Origin of the sequence: Microcystis sp. CS-574, assembly GCF_028329095.1 — a bacterium.
Classification (GTDB): Bacteria; Cyanobacteriota; Cyanobacteriia; order Cyanobacteriales; family Microcystaceae; genus Microcystis; species Microcystis ichthyoblabe_A.
In genome coordinates, this window is sequence record NZ_JAQMSY010000022.1 from 1 (window position 1) to 16,683 (window position 16,683).

Annotated in this window: 14 protein-coding genes and 1 pseudogene; 7 read left to right on the forward strand and 8 right to left on the reverse strand. The window is 43.9% G+C overall.

The features are described 5' to 3' along the window. Positions 1 to 288: 288 nt before the first annotated feature. A complete protein-coding gene (locus tag PN470_RS01425) occupies positions 289 to 1,089 on the forward strand; it encodes a formylglycine-generating enzyme family protein (RefSeq protein ID WP_272103443.1) in 801 nt (266 codons plus the stop codon). A 348-nt stretch (positions 1,090 to 1,437) separates the two neighbouring features. Here the strand turns inward: PN470_RS01425 and PN470_RS01430 are convergent, their stop codons facing one another. Continuing rightward, complete coding sequence (locus PN470_RS01430) at positions 1,438 to 2,331, reverse strand: hypothetical protein (RefSeq protein WP_272103445.1); 894 nt, start codon at positions 2,329 to 2,331, stop codon at positions 1,438 to 1,440. A gap of 165 nt (positions 2,332 to 2,496) precedes the next feature. On the opposite strand from PN470_RS01430, the pseudogene PN470_RS01435 reads away from it, so the two are divergent. The 3 genes and pseudogenes from PN470_RS01435 to rsmG form a co-directional block, all read left to right on the forward strand. Then, a pseudogene (locus PN470_RS01435) lies at positions 2,497 to 2,697 on the forward strand (PhoH family protein); the annotation flags it as partial. A 24-nt stretch (positions 2,698 to 2,721) separates the two neighbouring features. After that, on the forward strand, positions 2,722 to 3,690 hold the full coding sequence (locus tag PN470_RS01440) for a cysteine synthase A (protein ID WP_061431995.1): 969 nt from the start codon (positions 2,722 to 2,724) through the stop codon (positions 3,688 to 3,690). Between the two features lie 35 nt (positions 3,691 to 3,725). Beyond that, complete coding sequence (rsmG, locus tag PN470_RS01445; protein ID WP_272103447.1) at positions 3,726 to 4,403, forward strand: 16S rRNA (guanine(527)-N(7))-methyltransferase RsmG; 678 nt, start codon at positions 3,726 to 3,728, stop codon at positions 4,401 to 4,403. A gap of 2 nt (positions 4,404 to 4,405) precedes the next feature. Here the strand turns inward: rsmG and cax are convergent, their stop codons facing one another. The 3 genes from cax to PN470_RS01460 form a co-directional block, all read right to left on the reverse strand. Continuing rightward, positions 4,406 to 5,494 carry a calcium/proton exchanger gene (cax, locus tag PN470_RS01450; RefSeq protein ID WP_149107515.1) on the reverse strand — a complete coding sequence of 363 codons (1,089 nt, stop codon included), beginning with the start codon at positions 5,492 to 5,494 and terminating at the stop codon, positions 4,406 to 4,408. 27 nt (positions 5,495 to 5,521) lie between these two features. Continuing rightward, positions 5,522 to 6,145: a YdcF family protein gene (locus PN470_RS01455; protein WP_272103451.1), complete on the reverse strand. Its 624-nt coding sequence runs from the start codon at positions 6,143 to 6,145 to the stop codon at positions 5,522 to 5,524. Positions 6,146 to 6,302: 157 nt separating this feature from the next. Further along, positions 6,303 to 7,787, reverse strand: a complete 1,485-nt coding sequence (locus PN470_RS01460; protein ID WP_271936373.1) for a site-2 protease family protein — start codon at positions 7,785 to 7,787, stop codon at positions 6,303 to 6,305. 104 nt (positions 7,788 to 7,891) lie between these two features. On the opposite strand from PN470_RS01460, the gene PN470_RS01465 reads away from it, so the two are divergent. Both PN470_RS01465 and thiL read left to right on the forward strand, forming a co-directional pair. Further along, complete coding sequence (locus PN470_RS01465; RefSeq protein WP_069475381.1) at positions 7,892 to 8,563, forward strand: MBL fold metallo-hydrolase; 672 nt, start codon at positions 7,892 to 7,894, stop codon at positions 8,561 to 8,563. Positions 8,564 to 8,822: 259 nt separating this feature from the next. Further along, complete coding sequence (gene thiL, locus PN470_RS01470; protein ID WP_272103453.1) at positions 8,823 to 9,791, forward strand: thiamine-phosphate kinase; 969 nt, start codon at positions 8,823 to 8,825, stop codon at positions 9,789 to 9,791. A gap of 3 nt (positions 9,792 to 9,794) precedes the next feature. Here the strand turns inward: thiL and ffh are convergent, their stop codons facing one another. Next, positions 9,795 to 11,222, reverse strand: a complete 1,428-nt coding sequence (gene ffh, locus PN470_RS01475; protein WP_272103455.1) for a signal recognition particle protein — start codon at positions 11,220 to 11,222, stop codon at positions 9,795 to 9,797. Positions 11,223 to 12,322: 1,100 nt separating this feature from the next. Here ffh and PN470_RS01480 point away from each other — a divergent pair. Then, positions 12,323 to 12,499, forward strand: coding sequence for a hypothetical protein (locus PN470_RS01480; protein ID WP_002739752.1), 177 nt, complete (start codon positions 12,323 to 12,325; stop codon positions 12,497 to 12,499). 59 nt (positions 12,500 to 12,558) lie between these two features. Here PN470_RS01480 and corA read toward each other — a convergent pair whose 3' ends face one another. From corA to PN470_RS01495, 3 genes are all read right to left on the reverse strand, one after another. Further along, positions 12,559 to 13,719: a magnesium/cobalt transporter CorA gene (gene corA / locus PN470_RS01485; protein WP_002740020.1), complete on the reverse strand. Its 1,161-nt coding sequence runs from the start codon at positions 13,717 to 13,719 to the stop codon at positions 12,559 to 12,561. Between the two features lie 91 nt (positions 13,720 to 13,810). After that, positions 13,811 to 15,088: a recombinase family protein gene (locus tag PN470_RS01490; RefSeq protein WP_004162342.1), complete on the reverse strand. Its 1,278-nt coding sequence runs from the start codon at positions 15,086 to 15,088 to the stop codon at positions 13,811 to 13,813. Positions 15,089 to 15,503: 415 nt separating this feature from the next. Continuing rightward, entirely contained in the window at positions 15,504 to 16,619 is a 1,116-nt protein-coding gene (locus tag PN470_RS01495) for a universal stress protein (RefSeq protein WP_123231080.1), read from the reverse strand. Positions 16,620 to 16,683 lie beyond the last annotated feature (64 nt).

The following is a 16,683-nucleotide window of genomic DNA, read 5'->3' on the forward strand; positions in this document are numbered from 1 at the left end:
GGGCAGGGGGGATCAAACCCCCCTTATCAAGGGGGGCAGGGGGGATCAAACCCCCCTTATCAAGGTAGGGTTGATTCATGAATCAACCCTACAATCAATTTTTAATTTAATTATAATCACTTACTTAGGGCTTGCTGAAAAAGTACGGGCGAAGCATTCGGATAGAAAATCTACGGTTTCACCGATAGGTTATGCCCGAATGCTTCGCCCCTACGGGACGCGGGCCGATACAGAACACTAAAACCCTTACCTCGTCTATATTTCACATTTATTCAGCAAACCCTACTTATGCCTACAATAATCATCCAAAAGACCCAAAAACGTCTTTTAATCTATAGAGAAAAACTCACCGATGACCTAGAAATAGAATTAGTCAAAATACCATCGGGAACCTTTACAATGGGTTCTTCAGAACAAGAAAGTAGTAATAAAAGTGAAAAGCCGCAACACAACGTCACCCTGAAAAACTTCTTGATGGGTATCTACCCCATTACCCAAGCTCAATGGTTATATATTGCCCAAAGAAAAGATTTAAAAGTAGAGCAAGATTTAAACCCAGAGCCATCGCATTTTAAAGGCAGCACAAACCCCGTTGAAATGGTAAGTTGGTTAGATGCCGTAGAATTTTGCCAAAGGCTCTCTAAATTAAGTAAAAGAAAATATAGGCTACCAACGGAAGCTGAGTGGGAGTACGCTTGTCGAGCGCAAACCAAACCCTTAAATCTCGACAAAGGAGAAACCTACCCCCCCTACCACTTTGGGGAAATTCTTACCCCAGATTTAGCCAACTATGATAACAATCTCACAAAAACCACCCCTGTTGGGCAATTCTACGCCAACGACTTTGGTTTATATGATATGCACGGAAATGTCTGGGAGTGGTGTCAAGATGATTGGCGCGAAAATTATGAGGAGATAAAAAAGAGCAAAAAACAGCAAAATCAGGCATATAAAGCTCTGCGGGGCGGTTCCTGGGGCCACATTCCTGATGACTGCCGTTCCGCGTTTCGCAACGACTACGACCGCCGCGACTACCGCAACGACTTTATCGGTTTTCGGGTAGTCTGCGTATTCGGGAGGACTTTGTAACCCTTTTTCTCTTTTTACCCTTTTTCGATTTTTTTTGAGCGGATGTACTATATATGTACTATAAAAGGATTGAGAGAATTATCTTGATACTAAATCCGTTGAGTATAGGTAACATATCAGGATAGGCAAAAGGCAAGAGGCAAAAGGGGGAATAAATAATCAGTTTTTAATAACTGGATTTAGTATGAGTAGAAAAAGGGTTTCTCGGAGAAACCCTTTTTCTGTGGGGTATAAATTGCTTGTTGAGACGAGACAAGAGGCAATAGTAAAGGGATTGGGGGAAGTTCAACTAATCTAAGAATAAGCGGTTTAAATGCGTCTTAGCTTACATCAACAGCCGTTCAGTTATTAGTATTCTCCCCCATCATTTTTTTTCTGGTCTAAAACATGATTATAGATCACACTGTTGAGAGATTGCCAAAAAGGAACTAATAAAATATTCAGAAGTACAAAAACAGTAATCAGACCATAGGAAAACATCGCCATTTGTTGGAAAAAAAGAGGATTTTCCGTGAGCGTTTGCCAGTCCTCCGAAGAATTGAACCAAAAGGGAATTGAAGCCAAAGCTACTGACAGAAGATAAACTGGAATAATTAATAAACTGGCAATAAATATCACTCCCACAATTCTCCAAGCCGAGTTTTTAGTTAAATGCCAACCTCTCTTGATTGCTTGCCAACTGCCTAAATTATCTTCAATTACTAAGGGCAATTCGGCAATGCAAATGCGAGCAGATAACCAAAGGAAGAAAAAAGGAAGACAGAAAGAAGCCAGTAAAATAAGCAATACACCAAGGATGGGGATAAAACTGACTAGCATCAGAGACAGCGTTATCGGCAAGATTATTGCCGCTCCCAACAAACCGATCAAAACCTGCATCCACCACAAGCGCCACATTTTTGGCTTAACTTTTTTTTCCGCTTGTCCGGCAGTTTCTGGCTGATAAATGATGTCTTGAAAAGCTAATCGTGAGATAACCGCACTATTGAAAAGATACTTAGCGGCCGAGAAAATTTGTACTGGGAAAAGAAATAAACGTAAACCGATATCGCTGCCTTGTTCGGGGGTAATTGTTTGATAAAGTAATTGACTGAGAATTAATTGCAAAACTAAGGGAAGAAGCGACCACAAACAGGCGCGGACAGCAAAGAATACATAAGTTGGGAAGCGATCACGATAAAGACGGAAGGCAGTATTAATCGTATTGCCAATATTCAAAGGCTCGATGGAATTGTTAGTCACGGTGGGACTCCTTACAGAATGCCACCACTATATTAGGTTAAGTAACTAATAACAGCTAAAAACTTCCAATTTAATCAATATTTTCAGCAAAGACAACAATTTTGCTAAAGTGGTAGAACTTGGCCAACGATTCAATTCCCCAGTGGAGAAATTGCGATCGCATTAATGATCTTAACTCCCTTGGGATTCGGTTCACGCATGGTAGTAACTGGAGATATCACCCAAACCGATTTAACGCAACCACAGGAATCGGGGTTAATTGCCGCTCAAAAAATCCTAAAATCAGTAGAAGGGATCGCTTTTTCTTACCTATCGCGGGCCGATGTGGTGCGTCATCCCTTGGTACAAAAAATCGTCTCAGCCTAGGAACAGCACGAAAAATAACAGATTATGGATATTAAACATGGTTTCGTCGATGCGGTGGGTAATACTCCCCTAATTCGTCTCAATAGTTTTAGCGAGGAAACTGGCTGCGAGATTCTCGGTAAGGCCGAATTTCTTAACCCCGGTGGTTCGGTCAAGGATCGGGCCGCTTTATATATTATTCAAGAAGCGGAAAAAGCCGGTACTCTCCAACCGGGGGGGACCGTTGTCGAAGGAACCGCCGGCAATACTGGCATCGGTTTGGCCCATATCTGCAATGCTAAAGGTTATAAATGCCTGATTATCATTCCCGATACCCAATCCCAAGAGAAAATCGACCTATTGAGAACATTGGGTGCAGAAGTGCGTACTGTTCCCGCCGTTCCCTACCGAGATGCCAATAATTACGTTAAATTATCGGGGAGATTGGCCAGTGAGATGGAAAATGCTATCTGGGCTAATCAATTCGATAATCTGGCTAATCGTCGCGCTCACTACGAAACCACTGGCCGGGAAATCTGGGAACAAACCGACGGTAAAATTGATGCTTGGGTGGCTGCCACGGGAACCGGGGGAACCTATGCGGGGGTGGCGATGTTTTTAAAAGACCAAAATCCGCAGGTGCGTTGTGTGGTGGCGGATCCGATGGGTAGCGGTTTATATAGTTATGTGAAAACCGGGACAATTACCCTGGAAGGTAGTTCAATTACGGAAGGGATTGGTAATAGTCGTATTACGGCTAATATGGAAGGCGCACCCATAGATGATGCCATTCAAATTGATGATCCCACTGCCATTAAAGTTGTTTATCAACTATTACAAAAAGATGGTTTATTTATGGGGGGTTCTGTGGGTATTAATGTGGCTGCTGCCGTGGCTTTAGCTAAACAAATGGGACCAGGCCACACCATCGTTACTGTTCTTTGTGATGGTGGATCCCGTTATCAATCTCGTTTATATAATCCTCAATGGTTGGCTGAGAAAGGATTGGCTTAAATTGTACTGATAACTGATAACTGATAACTGAATTAATGATCCTTCCTGAATTATTTGACCTTTGGCAAGAAACCCTAGAATGGCAACCCGATGGAGCCAGACAAGCGCGATTTCAACAACTTTATGAGTTGATTTTAGAGGGTAATCAACGTTTTAATCTCACCCGAATTACCCAACCAGAGGAGTTTTGGGAAAAACATCTTTGGGATTCTTTATCGGGTTTAGCTTGGTTACAAAAATCCCAGCCAGATCTATTGACAAAATCCCTATCAGTCATCGATTTGGGGACCGGGGCCGGGTTTCCGGGGCTGCCAATTGCGATCGCATATTCCCATTGGTCGGTGACTCTCTTAGATTCCACCCAAAAAAAGATTAATTTTCTTGAAGAAGTTATTGACAAATTAGAGTTAAATAACACGAAAACTCGTTTAGGTCGGGCGGAAATCGTCGGGAAAAACCTTAAACATAACTGTGCTTATGATATCGTCTGTTTGCGAGCGGTAGGTAATGTGGATATCTGTGTTAACTATGCTTTGCCTTTCCTGAAAAAGACCGGAATCGCTATTCTCTATCGTGGTCAGTGGTCCGCGCAGGATAGTTTGAGTTTAGAGGAGAATCTAGGGAAAGCTGGCGGTAAAATCCTCGAAATTGCCAGTTTTACCACTCCCTTAAGCCAAAGCGTCCGTCATTGTCTATATATCTGCAAGGGATAACTCTAAGCGGTGAGAGGATGGAAAAAGAAAGCCAAGGCCAGGATAGCATAGGTAGCTAAGAGTAACATTCCTTCTAACCAATTCGATCGCCCATCACTACTAATCGAATTAGCCAACCACACCGCTACAGCCACTGCCACTAACTCAAAGGGATTAAAATTTAAATCCATGGGCTGACCGATAATATAACCCATGATAACCAAAACCGGAGCCACAAACAGGGCGATCTGCATACTGGAACCGACGGCCACAGATACCGATAGATCCATTTTATTCTTAAGGGCGACGGTGACAGCCGTAGCGTGTTCGGCCGCATTACCGATAATAGGCAAAAGAATCACCCCGGTAAACAGCGCCGTTAAACCTAGCTGTTCCGTAGCCTCCTCTAGGGATGCCACCAATAACTCCGATTCTACGGCCACGGCGATAGTAACGATCAATAAAATCAAAGACCAAAACCAGATTTTCGGCCTTGCGGTGCTTTCTCCAGTGCTTTCCTCCTCAATACCAGCAACCCCGACATCATAGAGATAGGTGTGGGTTTTCATGGAAAATAGGAGACTTAAACCATAGACGAAAATTAACACCGCTGCCACGGCCACGGATAGACGCTGCAGCACTGCTTCCCCGACTCCCGTGGAGGTAAATTGCACGGCAGTGGGTAAAAGGAGCGCCACCACCGCTAAATTCATAGCTGAAGCATTTAAACGAGCGGTTATCGGTTGAAATTCCTGTTCTTTGAAGCGTAAACCGCCTAAAAACATCGATAATCCCATAACTAAGAGTAAATTACCGATAATTGAGCCAGTAATCGTCGCTTTTACCACATCGATAAAACCTTCCCGCAAAGCGACATAGGCGAGAATTAATTCTGTGGCATTGCCAAAGGTGGCATTCATCAAACCGCCAATATTTGGCCCAACCACCACCGCAATCGCTTCCGTGGCTTCCCCCATGTAGGCTGCTAGGGGGATAATGGCTAGACAAGCGGTGATAAAAACTACCGTTCCGCCCCAGTGTAACAGGGAACCGGCGATCGATAGCGGCACAAAAATTAATAAGATGGCGAAAATGGTGTTTTTGCTTAACATAAAGTGGTTAATTTTGTCAAGATAATTTTATTTTGATCGGAGATGGGAACTAGAATCGGATTCTAGCCAAAATTCCCCAGTAGAACCGGTTATTATCCATAATATTGCCCTAAAACCGTCTCTGAGCGACTTTTCTAGGGGTTCGGGGGGTGATTGGGAGGGAACAGTCACCGGTTTAATCATAATTCCGCGACTACCAAAAACAATTTCTCCCACTAATCGCGCCCTTCTCATGTGATTATCAGAAGTGACTAGATAGACACTATCAATACCTTGGGCTTTCAGTTGATCGGCTAGGCTAGTAAAGTTAGTGACAGTATCTCGCGCATTGTAATCGAGATGGAGACGTTCTGGAGAAATTCCCGCTTTTTTAAAAATCTTTCTCACATATCGTCGCGGACTACCGGAAGACACCCAAATCGGTAGATCGGGATATTCCTTAGCTAATTTTGCCGCAAAACGTTCTCGATCGGCATGACCTCCCAAAACAAAAATCGCTTCCGGTTTTAGCCACTGCTGACGTAAATCGAGGTACAACCAGCCTAAACCCGCCAAAATTAGCGGAATAGCCAGCAATTTTAACCTAAATTTGCCTAACTTCCCTTGCGGAGAAACTCGCTTTTTTCTCTGAGAATTAGCCTTGAGAACCATATAACAGTGATCGGTGAGCGGTTGTCAACCTTCAGCTTTGTGGATTAAAGTGATCGAGGGTGAGGATCATCGAACTCACATTGACGTAGGAGATGGGGATTTTATTCCCTAACTGACCGATAATTTTCCCAGAACTCAGGTTGATTGATGCGGTCGCTTACATACCCCACCAACGGGCCACCGCTTCGGGAAGGGGTAGCAAAATACTTAATAACAAAGCCAGGGAAAATAAACCTAATAAATCTCGTTTATTATCCAATTCGGTGACATCATTTAAAGCTGGTTGATCGCTGACTGGCATTAATAAGAGAATAATCGCCCAGAGTAAAAAATCTGGCTGCACTAGGGCTAAAATAAACATGAATAATCGAGTTAATTGACCGATAATTATGGCGGTTTTCTGCCCATACATGGCGTGAACAATATGACCACCATCCAATTGACCAACGGGCATTAAATTTAGGGCTGTAACGATAATTCCCACATAACCAGCTACCGCTAAAGGATGTAAATGGATGGCTTTTCCTGCGATTAAATTACTGCCGAGAGCTAGTTTAGCTACGATAGACAAGAAAAAAGAAAACTGCGGATTTAAGGCCTGAAAATTTAATAAACTGCTTTGATTAGTTAGGGGAACTATTTCCGAGAGGGACAATCCCCAAAATAGTAGAGGAATAGCGATAATTATACCCCCCAAAGGACCGGCCACCGCCACATCAAATAAAGCTTTGCGGGTGGGTACAGGGGATCGCATTTGAATAAAAGCCCCGAAGGTGCCGAGGAAGAAAGGAATGGGGATAAAATAGGGCAAAGTAGTTTTAATTTTATATTTAACTGCTGTAAAATAATGACTGAATTCGTGCAGTCCTAAAATAGCAATTAAGCCCAAACTGTAGGGTAAACCTTGCAATAATAAACTAGAATTATTTTCTAATTGTTGGGCGGTAATGCCACTTAATCCCGCACCGATGACTGTGGTAGTTAAGATAGTTAATAACAATAAACCCAGGGCAAGAAGGGGGCGAGTAACTTTTTCAGTTTCTATGGTTTCTGTTTTTTGCTGCCAGGGATTAGCCACAAGAGCGAAAAAAGGTTGTCCCTGAAAACTTTCTTGGAAAAGCAATAAAAAGCGATCACCAAAAACCTTTTCCACATTGCTTTTAATCACTTGATAAGCTTCTTCGGGAACTGCTCGCAATTTCCCCCGACAGAGAATTGCTTGGGGACGATAATCGATATTTTGCAGATAATAAATACCCCAAGGAAAACAATCTCGTAGGGATTTTTCCTCTTCAGCAGTGATCGGTTTTAAATCATTTTTAGGTGCAGGATTATCAATATTTTCTAGGACTAAATTCGCTTTTTCTAGCGGTGATGGGGAGCTTTCTTGGGGAGTAACCCGACCCTTTTGTACTAACCACCAGTACAAAAAAGGGCAGATCACAAAGGGGCCGATCAGCAAAAATGCCGGCATGGGGGTATCCTGTCCATAGATTAACGTCCAGCCGGTCCAAATTAGAGCCGGAGTCATCAGGACTAACCAAATTAACCAAACTGGTGTTGTCGTGATTTTGGCCACGCTACGCTTGACCATAAAATAAGTGAAACCACCAAGAATCCCTAATAACAACCACATTTCCATATCGGCTCTTTTCTCTTGAATAAAAAGCGGCTAATTTCAGCCCGCCCGGTCATCGATCGTGCTAAATTGTAAACCGCATTGATTGTGATTTGGATAGGCAAACCATGCGATCGGAAACCGAATCGTCTCCTTTAGAGGTTAGCAAAACCACAAAACCCCCTCGATTAATTCTAGAAGGTTTATACGCTTTCTCGCCTAATCGGGAAACCCTAGGGGGAACCTCTTATCTTATTGTAGAAAATACTGGCAATATTCTGGTGGATTGTCCTGGCTGTGACGAGAGCGAGCGGGATTTTCTCCGAGAAAAAGGCGTCCGTTACTTATTTTTTACCCATCGCGGGGGTCAGGGTAAGCAGAGCGATTCTCTGCAAAGTTTACTTAATTGTGAGATTATTCTACAGGAACAGGAAGCCTATCTGCTTCCTCACCGTCAAATTACCGTTTTTCAGCAGCAAATCCAGTTATCTCCCACTTGTAGCGGTTTTTGGACTCCTGGCCATTCTCCCGGCTCCTCCTGTCTCTACTGGCAGCGTCATGGGGGGGTTTTATTTACCGGTCGTCATCTTCTCCCCGACACCAAGGGTCAACCGCAACCCCTACAGACCGCGAAAACTTTCCACTGGCTGCGGCAATTGCGATCGCAAAGGGCTATTTTAGACCGTTTTAGTCCGGAAACCCTCTCTTATCTTTGTCCGGGGGCTAATACCGGCTTTCTGCGCGGTCGGGGAATTATCGATCGCGCCTACGAAAAAATCAGCGCCAATCCTCTTAACTAGGGTTTGCTGAATAAATCTAAAAACCTTGTTGGATAACGCTTTTAGACTTTTTTTCCCTCAAAAAGTGCCGACCATTGGAGTAATTGGGGGGAAATTTTAGGGACTTTTTCCCTGAAAATTAGGTAATTGACCACCTGAAAATGGATAAAACCCTACACCCCACACCCCACACCCCACACCCTACCCCCACGAAAAACTTTTTGCCGCAAACCTTAACTAAAGACTTTTTAGAAGCTGCATCGTTCAATTCCCAGAAATTATGAATTTAACCGTTAAAGATTTGGGTGAACAGGGATTGCTACCGATTCTGCAAAAATATTGTCCTGCGGAGATTATCGGTGATGATGGGGCGATTTTATCCCTGAAAGAGGGTTACTCTCTCGTCGTCACCACTGATGTTTTAGTTAATAACGTCCACTTTAGCGATATTACCACCTCTCCGGAAGATGTGGGCTGGCGAGCGGCGGCGGCTAATTTATCCGATTTAGCGGCTATGGGGGCAGAACCCCTGGGAATTACGGTAGGATTGGCTTTAACTCCCAATCTAGCCATCGATTGGCTAGAAGGACTCTATCGGGGTCTTAGCTCTTGTCTGCAAGTATATCAGACGGCGATCGTTGGTGGCGATGTCTGTCGGGCCACGGAGATTAACATCAGCATCACTGCCCTGGGACAAGTGGCAAAAAATGAAGAAATTAGACGTTTTAACGCAAAAGTTGGCGATAGTATCGTTATTACTGGTTATCACGGTTTATCGCGGGCTGGATTAGAGTTACTCTTGCACCCTGAAACCGGGAGTAATTTAAATTCCTCCCAAAAAAAGCGATTAATCCAAGCTCATCAACGGCCGCGACCGAGACTCGATTGCATACCACATTTACAAAAAATTGTCAAGCAATTTCCCATCGCGGGCATGGATAGCAGTGACGGGTTAGCAGATGCTATCATCCAAATTTGTCGCTGTAGTGGGGTTGGTGCCGAAATCGAGAGGATTCCCCTGCATCCAACCCTGAAAGAATATGTAGGAGCCGAAAAAGCTCTAGAATGGGCTTTATACGGCGGTGAAGACTTTGAGTTAGTTTTGTGTTTGCCCCCGGACAGTGCCAGAGAATTGCTCGAGAAAGTGGGGGAAGAGGGGGCGATAATCGGTCAAATTGTCCCGGGGAAAGAGATAAAATTAGCCGACGGTAGAAACCTAAGTTTAAGCTCTGGATTTCAACATTTTTAGCCTCTATAAATCGCCAAAACCTTTCTTTTTCTTGATTTTCTTCGGTTTTTTCGGGCTGCCACCCTGACCTCGGAACCCCGGTTGATTGCCACCCCCAAACATTCCGCCACCCATCCCGGGCATCCCGGGCATTTGTCCCCGTCCCATCTGTTGCATCATCGATCGCATTCTGGTGAAATTAGTAATTAGTTTGTTAACTTCTGTTTCCGGATGTCCCGAACCTTTGGCAATGCGACGACGACGATTAGGAGACTTAGCCAATAAATCGGGGTTAGCGCGTTCCTCCGTGGTCATGGAATTAATCATCGCTTCCGTGCGTTTTAACTCTTTTTCGCCCTTTTCGATGTCTGTCCCGCTCAGTTTGCCTAGACCGGGGATTAACTTTAAGACTCCCCCCAGGGAACCCATATTTTTTAACAGCCGCATCTGTTTGAGGAAGTCATTAAAATCAAACTTAGCCTCTAAAATCTTGGCCTGCATTTTGGCCGCGTCTTCTAGGTCTAACTGTTCCTGAGCTTTTTCCACTAGCGTCAGGACATCCCCCATATTGAGGATGCGACTGGCAAGGCGATCGGGATAAAATGGCTCTAAAGCTTCTACTTTTTCGCCAACCCCAACAAATTTAATCGGTTGTCCCGATATTTGCCGCACTGATAGGGCCGCCCCACCGCGAGTATCGCCGTCAAGTTTGGTGAGAATTGCCCCCGTGATGCCGATTTGTTGGTGAAAAGTGTTGGTAAGATTGGCCGCTTCCTGACCGGTCATCGCATCCACCACCAATAAAGTGTCGTCGGGCTTGACAATTTTCTTGATTTGTGCTAGTTCGCCCATCATCTGGGTGTCTATTTGCAAACGACCGGCGGTGTCGATGATAACCGTATCTACGCCCAATTCTTTGGCTTTTTCCACACCTTGACGGGCGATATCGACGGGATTAGCCTGAGAACCCATCTCGAAGACGGGAACATTTATCTGTTTACCGAGGGTGATTAATTGGTCAATGGCCGCCGGACGGTAAACATCGGTAGCCACCATCAGGCAGCTTTTGGACTGTTTGCGGAGATATAGGGCTAATTTGGCGGTGGCGGTGGTTTTTCCTGTCCCTTGCAACCCGGCCATTAAAATTACGGTGGGGGGTTTATCGGCCTGAGCTAGGGGAACGTTACTTTCCCCCATAATTTTAACTAATTCATCATAGACAATTTTGATAAATTGCTGACCGGGATTGACTCCGGAAATCACTTCAGCGCCGAGGGCTTGTTTCTCGACCTCAGCAATAAATCCCTTGACTACCTGTAGGTTAACATCTGCTTCTAATAAAGCCCGCCGGACTTCTTTGAGGGTTTCTTGTATATTGGCCGAGGAGATTTTATCTTGACCTCGTAATTTTTTCCATGCGTCTTCTAAGCGGTCGGCCAGTGCGTCGAACATAGTTTCGGAATTAAATTTTTAACTAGATCGATTTTATCTCAAATGTCGGGGGAAGACCCCCGTTCTTACCCTGTCATTGGTCAGGGATCGGCGGCAAAGTTCGATCGAATGTTAAACTGAGTCTGTCTTAGCTTCGGAAGTATTCGATCGCTGCAGGAATCGATTCAAGAGAAAACCGAGGAGCAGGGCCTTAAATTCCAGGTCGTCAGTGAACTGTTTGTAGAAGCTGAAAGGTTTATCTGATTAGCTGGAAACCCTATCCGGCAAAGGATTAATTCAATTTAGCTCTGGAAAAAAACACAAAAGACTTATCTGGAAGGTGTTTCAATCCTTTAAGCTCCTGATAAACCGCCGAGAAGCATACCAAACTCAGAAGAGCCATAATTATTCTCAATTATAAAAATTGAGATAGTTTGTGCCGCTTAAATAAAGAGGTTTTGATAACCAAATTAAAGCATATCTCAAGAGTTTTGAGTTAAAAGTAAAACTTCAGGTTTTTATTTATGACAAATGTACCTATTAACTAATTTTCCCAAAAAATTAGTTAGCCTATAATCATAACATATAATTAATTTGCAAGAGTTCTAATAAGTACCTAAGCAAAATTAATTACACATATCTAACCCCGCTCTTGCCTCTTGCCTCTTGCCTCTTGCCTATCTTCACTAGGAAATTAATTTTGCACGACTACTTATCCGAATTAATTATCGAAGCTGGTGGCTCTTCTAGGTTCTGTGTGATAAGTTTAACTTACATTATGATCGATCTTTGTGTCCTCTGTGTCTGGAGTGGTTTCTTCCACTCCCGCGCCAGCAGGGCTGTATCTTAGAATACATTTTACCCACCAAATCCAAGAGAGCCATCTCTCTCCCCAATCCTTTTACTGTTGCCTTTTCCAAGAGTGCGAGAGTGCCTCATATCAACAAGCAATTTAAATTCGCAGGCAGCTTATCATCTAACCCTGACATTAGCCAATTTTGTTAGATCAGAACTTTTTTAAGAATTATGATCGGCCTATAATAGTAACTGTAGTCACCCCTATCCTTTAGGGATAATTCTTGGTTTAGGGTTGATGTCCTTCAGCGCAAGCGAGATAGGTTATGAAAATTAGCGAACTAGAAAACTACTTGGCTCAGATTAAGTCAGAGATTGGTGACATCGATATCGTCTATCAATGTCGTAACCAGCACTATAGTTGGTTGGACAAAATTAGAAGCCATCAACTGAAAGTGTTAAAAAATACCGCAGACACTAAATTATTGATTTCTCTGCAATAGCCATTTTCTCTTGCTAGATGCCAGCAATGCCATAGAATCCGCCTAATCTGCTTAACAGTTTATCTTTTCTTCCCTGTCGATAGGTTCTTAAACCAGCCGCGTCGCCAAAAGAAAATGATTAAACTGAAAGCAACGGTTAGCATCAACACCCAGACGAACACATAGCCCCAATACCATTCTAATTCGGGCATATTATAGGGGGATTTATCAGTATCAAAGTTCATGCCATAAATACCGACAATGAAGGTGAGCGGGATAAAAATCGTCGAGATTACCGTTAAAGTTTTCATAATCTCGTTCATTTTATTACTCACGGAAGACAGGTAAAAATCCATTAAACCGTTGGCAAATTCCCGGTAATTTTCGATAACATCGAGGATTTGTACTACATGGTCATAACAGTCTCTTAGATAGGGTTTAATGGTTGTATCGATGACAATATACTCATCGCGTAAAAGCGCATTGAGGGTGTCCCTTTGCGGCCAAATTGCTCGTCGCAGGGAGAGTAATTCCTGACGCAGTTGGTAAATTTTTGATAAAATTTGTTCCGTGGGACTAGCTAAAATTTCGTTTTCTAACTCCTCGATTCTTTCTCCGTAGGACTCTAAAACAGGAAAATAACCGTCAATAATTGCATCCCAAATCGAGTAGGCTAAATAACCCGATTTTTGCTGCCGGATGGAACCTTTATTTAAACGGATTCTTTCCCTAACTCCTTCCAAAGAATCGTATTGTCCTTCTTCCTGCACGGTTAAAACATAATTCTTCCCGACTATTAAACTGATTTGTTCTAACAAAAAACCCTGATGATCGGTCAGGATGGCCATTGGCACTATAATTAAAAGATAATTATCGCATTCTTCTACTTTTGGTCTTTGGGGAATACTGACTATATCCTCAAGGGTTAAGGGATGCAAATGAAAAATTTCCCCCAACTCTTGCAGTTTATCTTCATTACCCAAACCGACGATATCAATCCAAGAGATGGAATCATTGGATAAATATTTAAGACAGTCTTGAGGTAAAAGATTATTAACTCTAGTGGCTTGTTGGGAGTTATAATTAACTAAAAATATCTCGGTAGCAACGGCATTTTCATCGATGGTGATTAACCCCGGCATCGTCCCGGGTTGATTATAGTGATAATCGTAAAGGTGGGGTTTTGTCTGGGAGGATTTTCGCCCTTTTTTATACCTAGTTAATCTTTTGTTATTGCTCATAGTTGAGATCGATCGCTGTTTGCCTTTTTCTTAGCATTGATCGCTCAAACATTCCTCAATTTTTAGCTAACTTTAAGATTGTCCCAGACTCTTAAAAAACGAAGATTAAACGTAAATGCCAATTATTAGCCGTTTCCCTCTCGATTTCGATGCGACGGATAAACTCACGAAAATAAAAACGGCGCTCTATTTCCGATAAATCTCGCCAAAATTGCGGAAAAGCAACGGCACGAGCGATAATAGTCAGGTTATCGGGGGGTAATTGGTCTAAACGTCCTTGAATCTGCGCGATCTCGTTTTTCAGTTTATAGGCCCGTAGATTAGCCGTTTCTTGATCTAAAATTCCCGCCGCTTCTAGGGAGGGCAATTGCGACAAAATATCGTTTTTTTGCCCTATTTCCTCGCTCATTCCCCGTTTGATCCCCTCTAAATCCGGTAAAGATATCTGAGCGATCGTCGGTGGTAGGTCTTGACAAATGCGCTCGATTGTGCTATCGAGAATTTTCTCATAAGCGATCGCCGAACATTTTTTTGTCCGGGGACATTGCAAAGGTCGCAAATAGAGGTATTCTAGACCCTTTCCTCGCGCCGTCACTTTGGTAATCGTCATCCCCGATTGACATTGACTACAGACGACTAAACCCGCTAAGGAACGCGGGGCGCTGGCACTGCGGGGGGGTAATTTGCGATTATTTCTCAGGATGCGATCGATCTGGGCCGCTTCTTCCCGGGAGATAATCGGGGTGTGGGTATCGGGGATAATATCTTGACCGAGATAGCACAAATCGCCGCGATAAACGGGATTGGTTAGCCATTTATGGGCAGTAGCTACCGATATCTTTTTACCGTAGCGTTTTTCTAGATAGCGCACCGTGGAACGCAGGGAAGCGGAAATCAAAAAGCGATCAAAAAAGTCTTTGACTACTGGCGCGGTACTGCGATCGAGTATATAACGCTCCTTGCCACGACGATAACCGTAGGGTGCTTTTCCGGGGGGAGGTAAAGCTTGCAGACGATTGCGAGCGTGACCTGCTTTTAAACGATTACTTAGTTCGTTTTTTGATATTTCTTGCAGAATCTTGGCAAAATTCAGCTTATAATCTGGGTCTTCCAGGGCAATTATATCTATGTCGAGGGCTTCTAAGGATTGTAAAATTTTGCTAACTTCCGTGCCATTGTCTCCTAATTCTGCTAGGCGATGCAGGATCAGCAGTCGGGGGGGAGTCCCTTGACAATCGCAGAGTAGTTGCTGCCGCTGTGAGCGATCGCCAAAATCTTGATACACTTGTTCGGGAGAATAGTCCCAAATCGAGGCATCGGGAGGACTATCGATCAGGGGGTTAGTATAGGTGTAGGCGATAATTTTCATGTTTTGCCGAAATCCTCCTATAGATAAACTGTACTATATTTAAACCGCGTCCTGAAAAGTTTAGTACAAATGATCGAACTGCCTCGACCCAGCCTCCTTCTCACCGATCATAGACAGTCTTAACCAATAATTTAGATAGTCAACAGCTTATAAGTAGTGGGACTTAAAATCTTGAAACCTGTTGTTAGTAAGTAGTCGTGCCAAATTAATTTCCTAGTCGAGACAGGAGACTCCGAGACAGGAGACTCCGAGACGGGAGACAGCTATTAGGGATCGGATTTGAGTTTTCAGTTCTCTGTTTGCTCACATCAGCAGAAGTCTCACGGAGTAGTGGCTTAGATGTGTAATTAATTTTGCTTAGATACTTAGAAGGAAAATTCTTTCACCACTTCGCTGGTAAATAGCAGAGCGGTGGTTATCTTTTCACCCCCTTGCCTCGCGCGTCTTTAACTGGTACTTTTGGATCAGTGGCGATGATGTGAAGATCGATATTTTTCTGCCAGATCAGGCGCATAAGTTTTTGGGTGAAAGAACCTTTGATGAAATGCTTCCAGCGCGATTGACGGCTCTCCCCAATTACAATCTGGGTGATTCGTTCCCGCTCGGCTACCTCTGCGATCGCTTCAGCCACCTGATAGCTTTTAACCCGTAAGAATTTCCCCTCGAATTCCCCACATAAACGTTCGCAGGTTTCGATATGTAAAGCCTCCTCTCTGGTGAGAAAGCGATCGGGGTTATCGACGAAAATCACGAAAAATTCCGCGTTCATATACCCTGCTACCCGCGCTCCTCGACGTAATAATCGTAAAGAGTTGGGATAGGTGGAAACACAAACTAATACCCGTTCGTGAACGGGACAGGATTGACCGATAAATGTCGAATTACTCGCTTCTTCTTCTACTGTATCGGCCACTTCGCGCAGGGCGAGTTCCCGTAGGGCGATTAAATTACGCCGTTGAAAGAAATTATTTAAAGATGGTTGGATCTTTTCCGGAGCGTAGATTTTTCCTGCTAATAATCTTTCCTCTAGGGTTTCGGCGGTGACATCTACCACAATCACTTCATCAGCTTCCTCCAAAATTCGATCGGGTATTCTCTCCCGCACCACCACCCCGGTGATCCTAGCAACCAGATCGTTTAAACTCTCGATATGCTGGATATTCACGGTAGAGTAAACATCGATTCCCTGGGACAAAATTATCTCTACGTCCTGAAAGCGTTTCTCTCGCTCCGAACCGGGTACATTCGTGTGGGCCAATTCATCAATCAGACACAGCTGCGGCGAGCGGGCGATAATCGCTTCCGTATCCATTTCCGAGAGAGTGAATCCCTCTTTCTCTAGGATTTTTCTTGGTACGATTTCCAATCCCTCGGCTTTTTCGGCGGTCTCTTTTCTGCCGTGGGTTTCGAGAAGTCCAATCACCACGTCGGTTCCCTGCTTTCTGAGGCTATGTCCCTCCTCCAGCATTTTGTAGGTTTTCCCGACTCCAGGGGCCATCCCGATAAAAATTTTATGTCTTCCCCGTCGCACAATTGTCTCCTTTTTGGCAACTTACCTTACAGATTAAGATAATTCGATCGTAGCCGGGGGGATT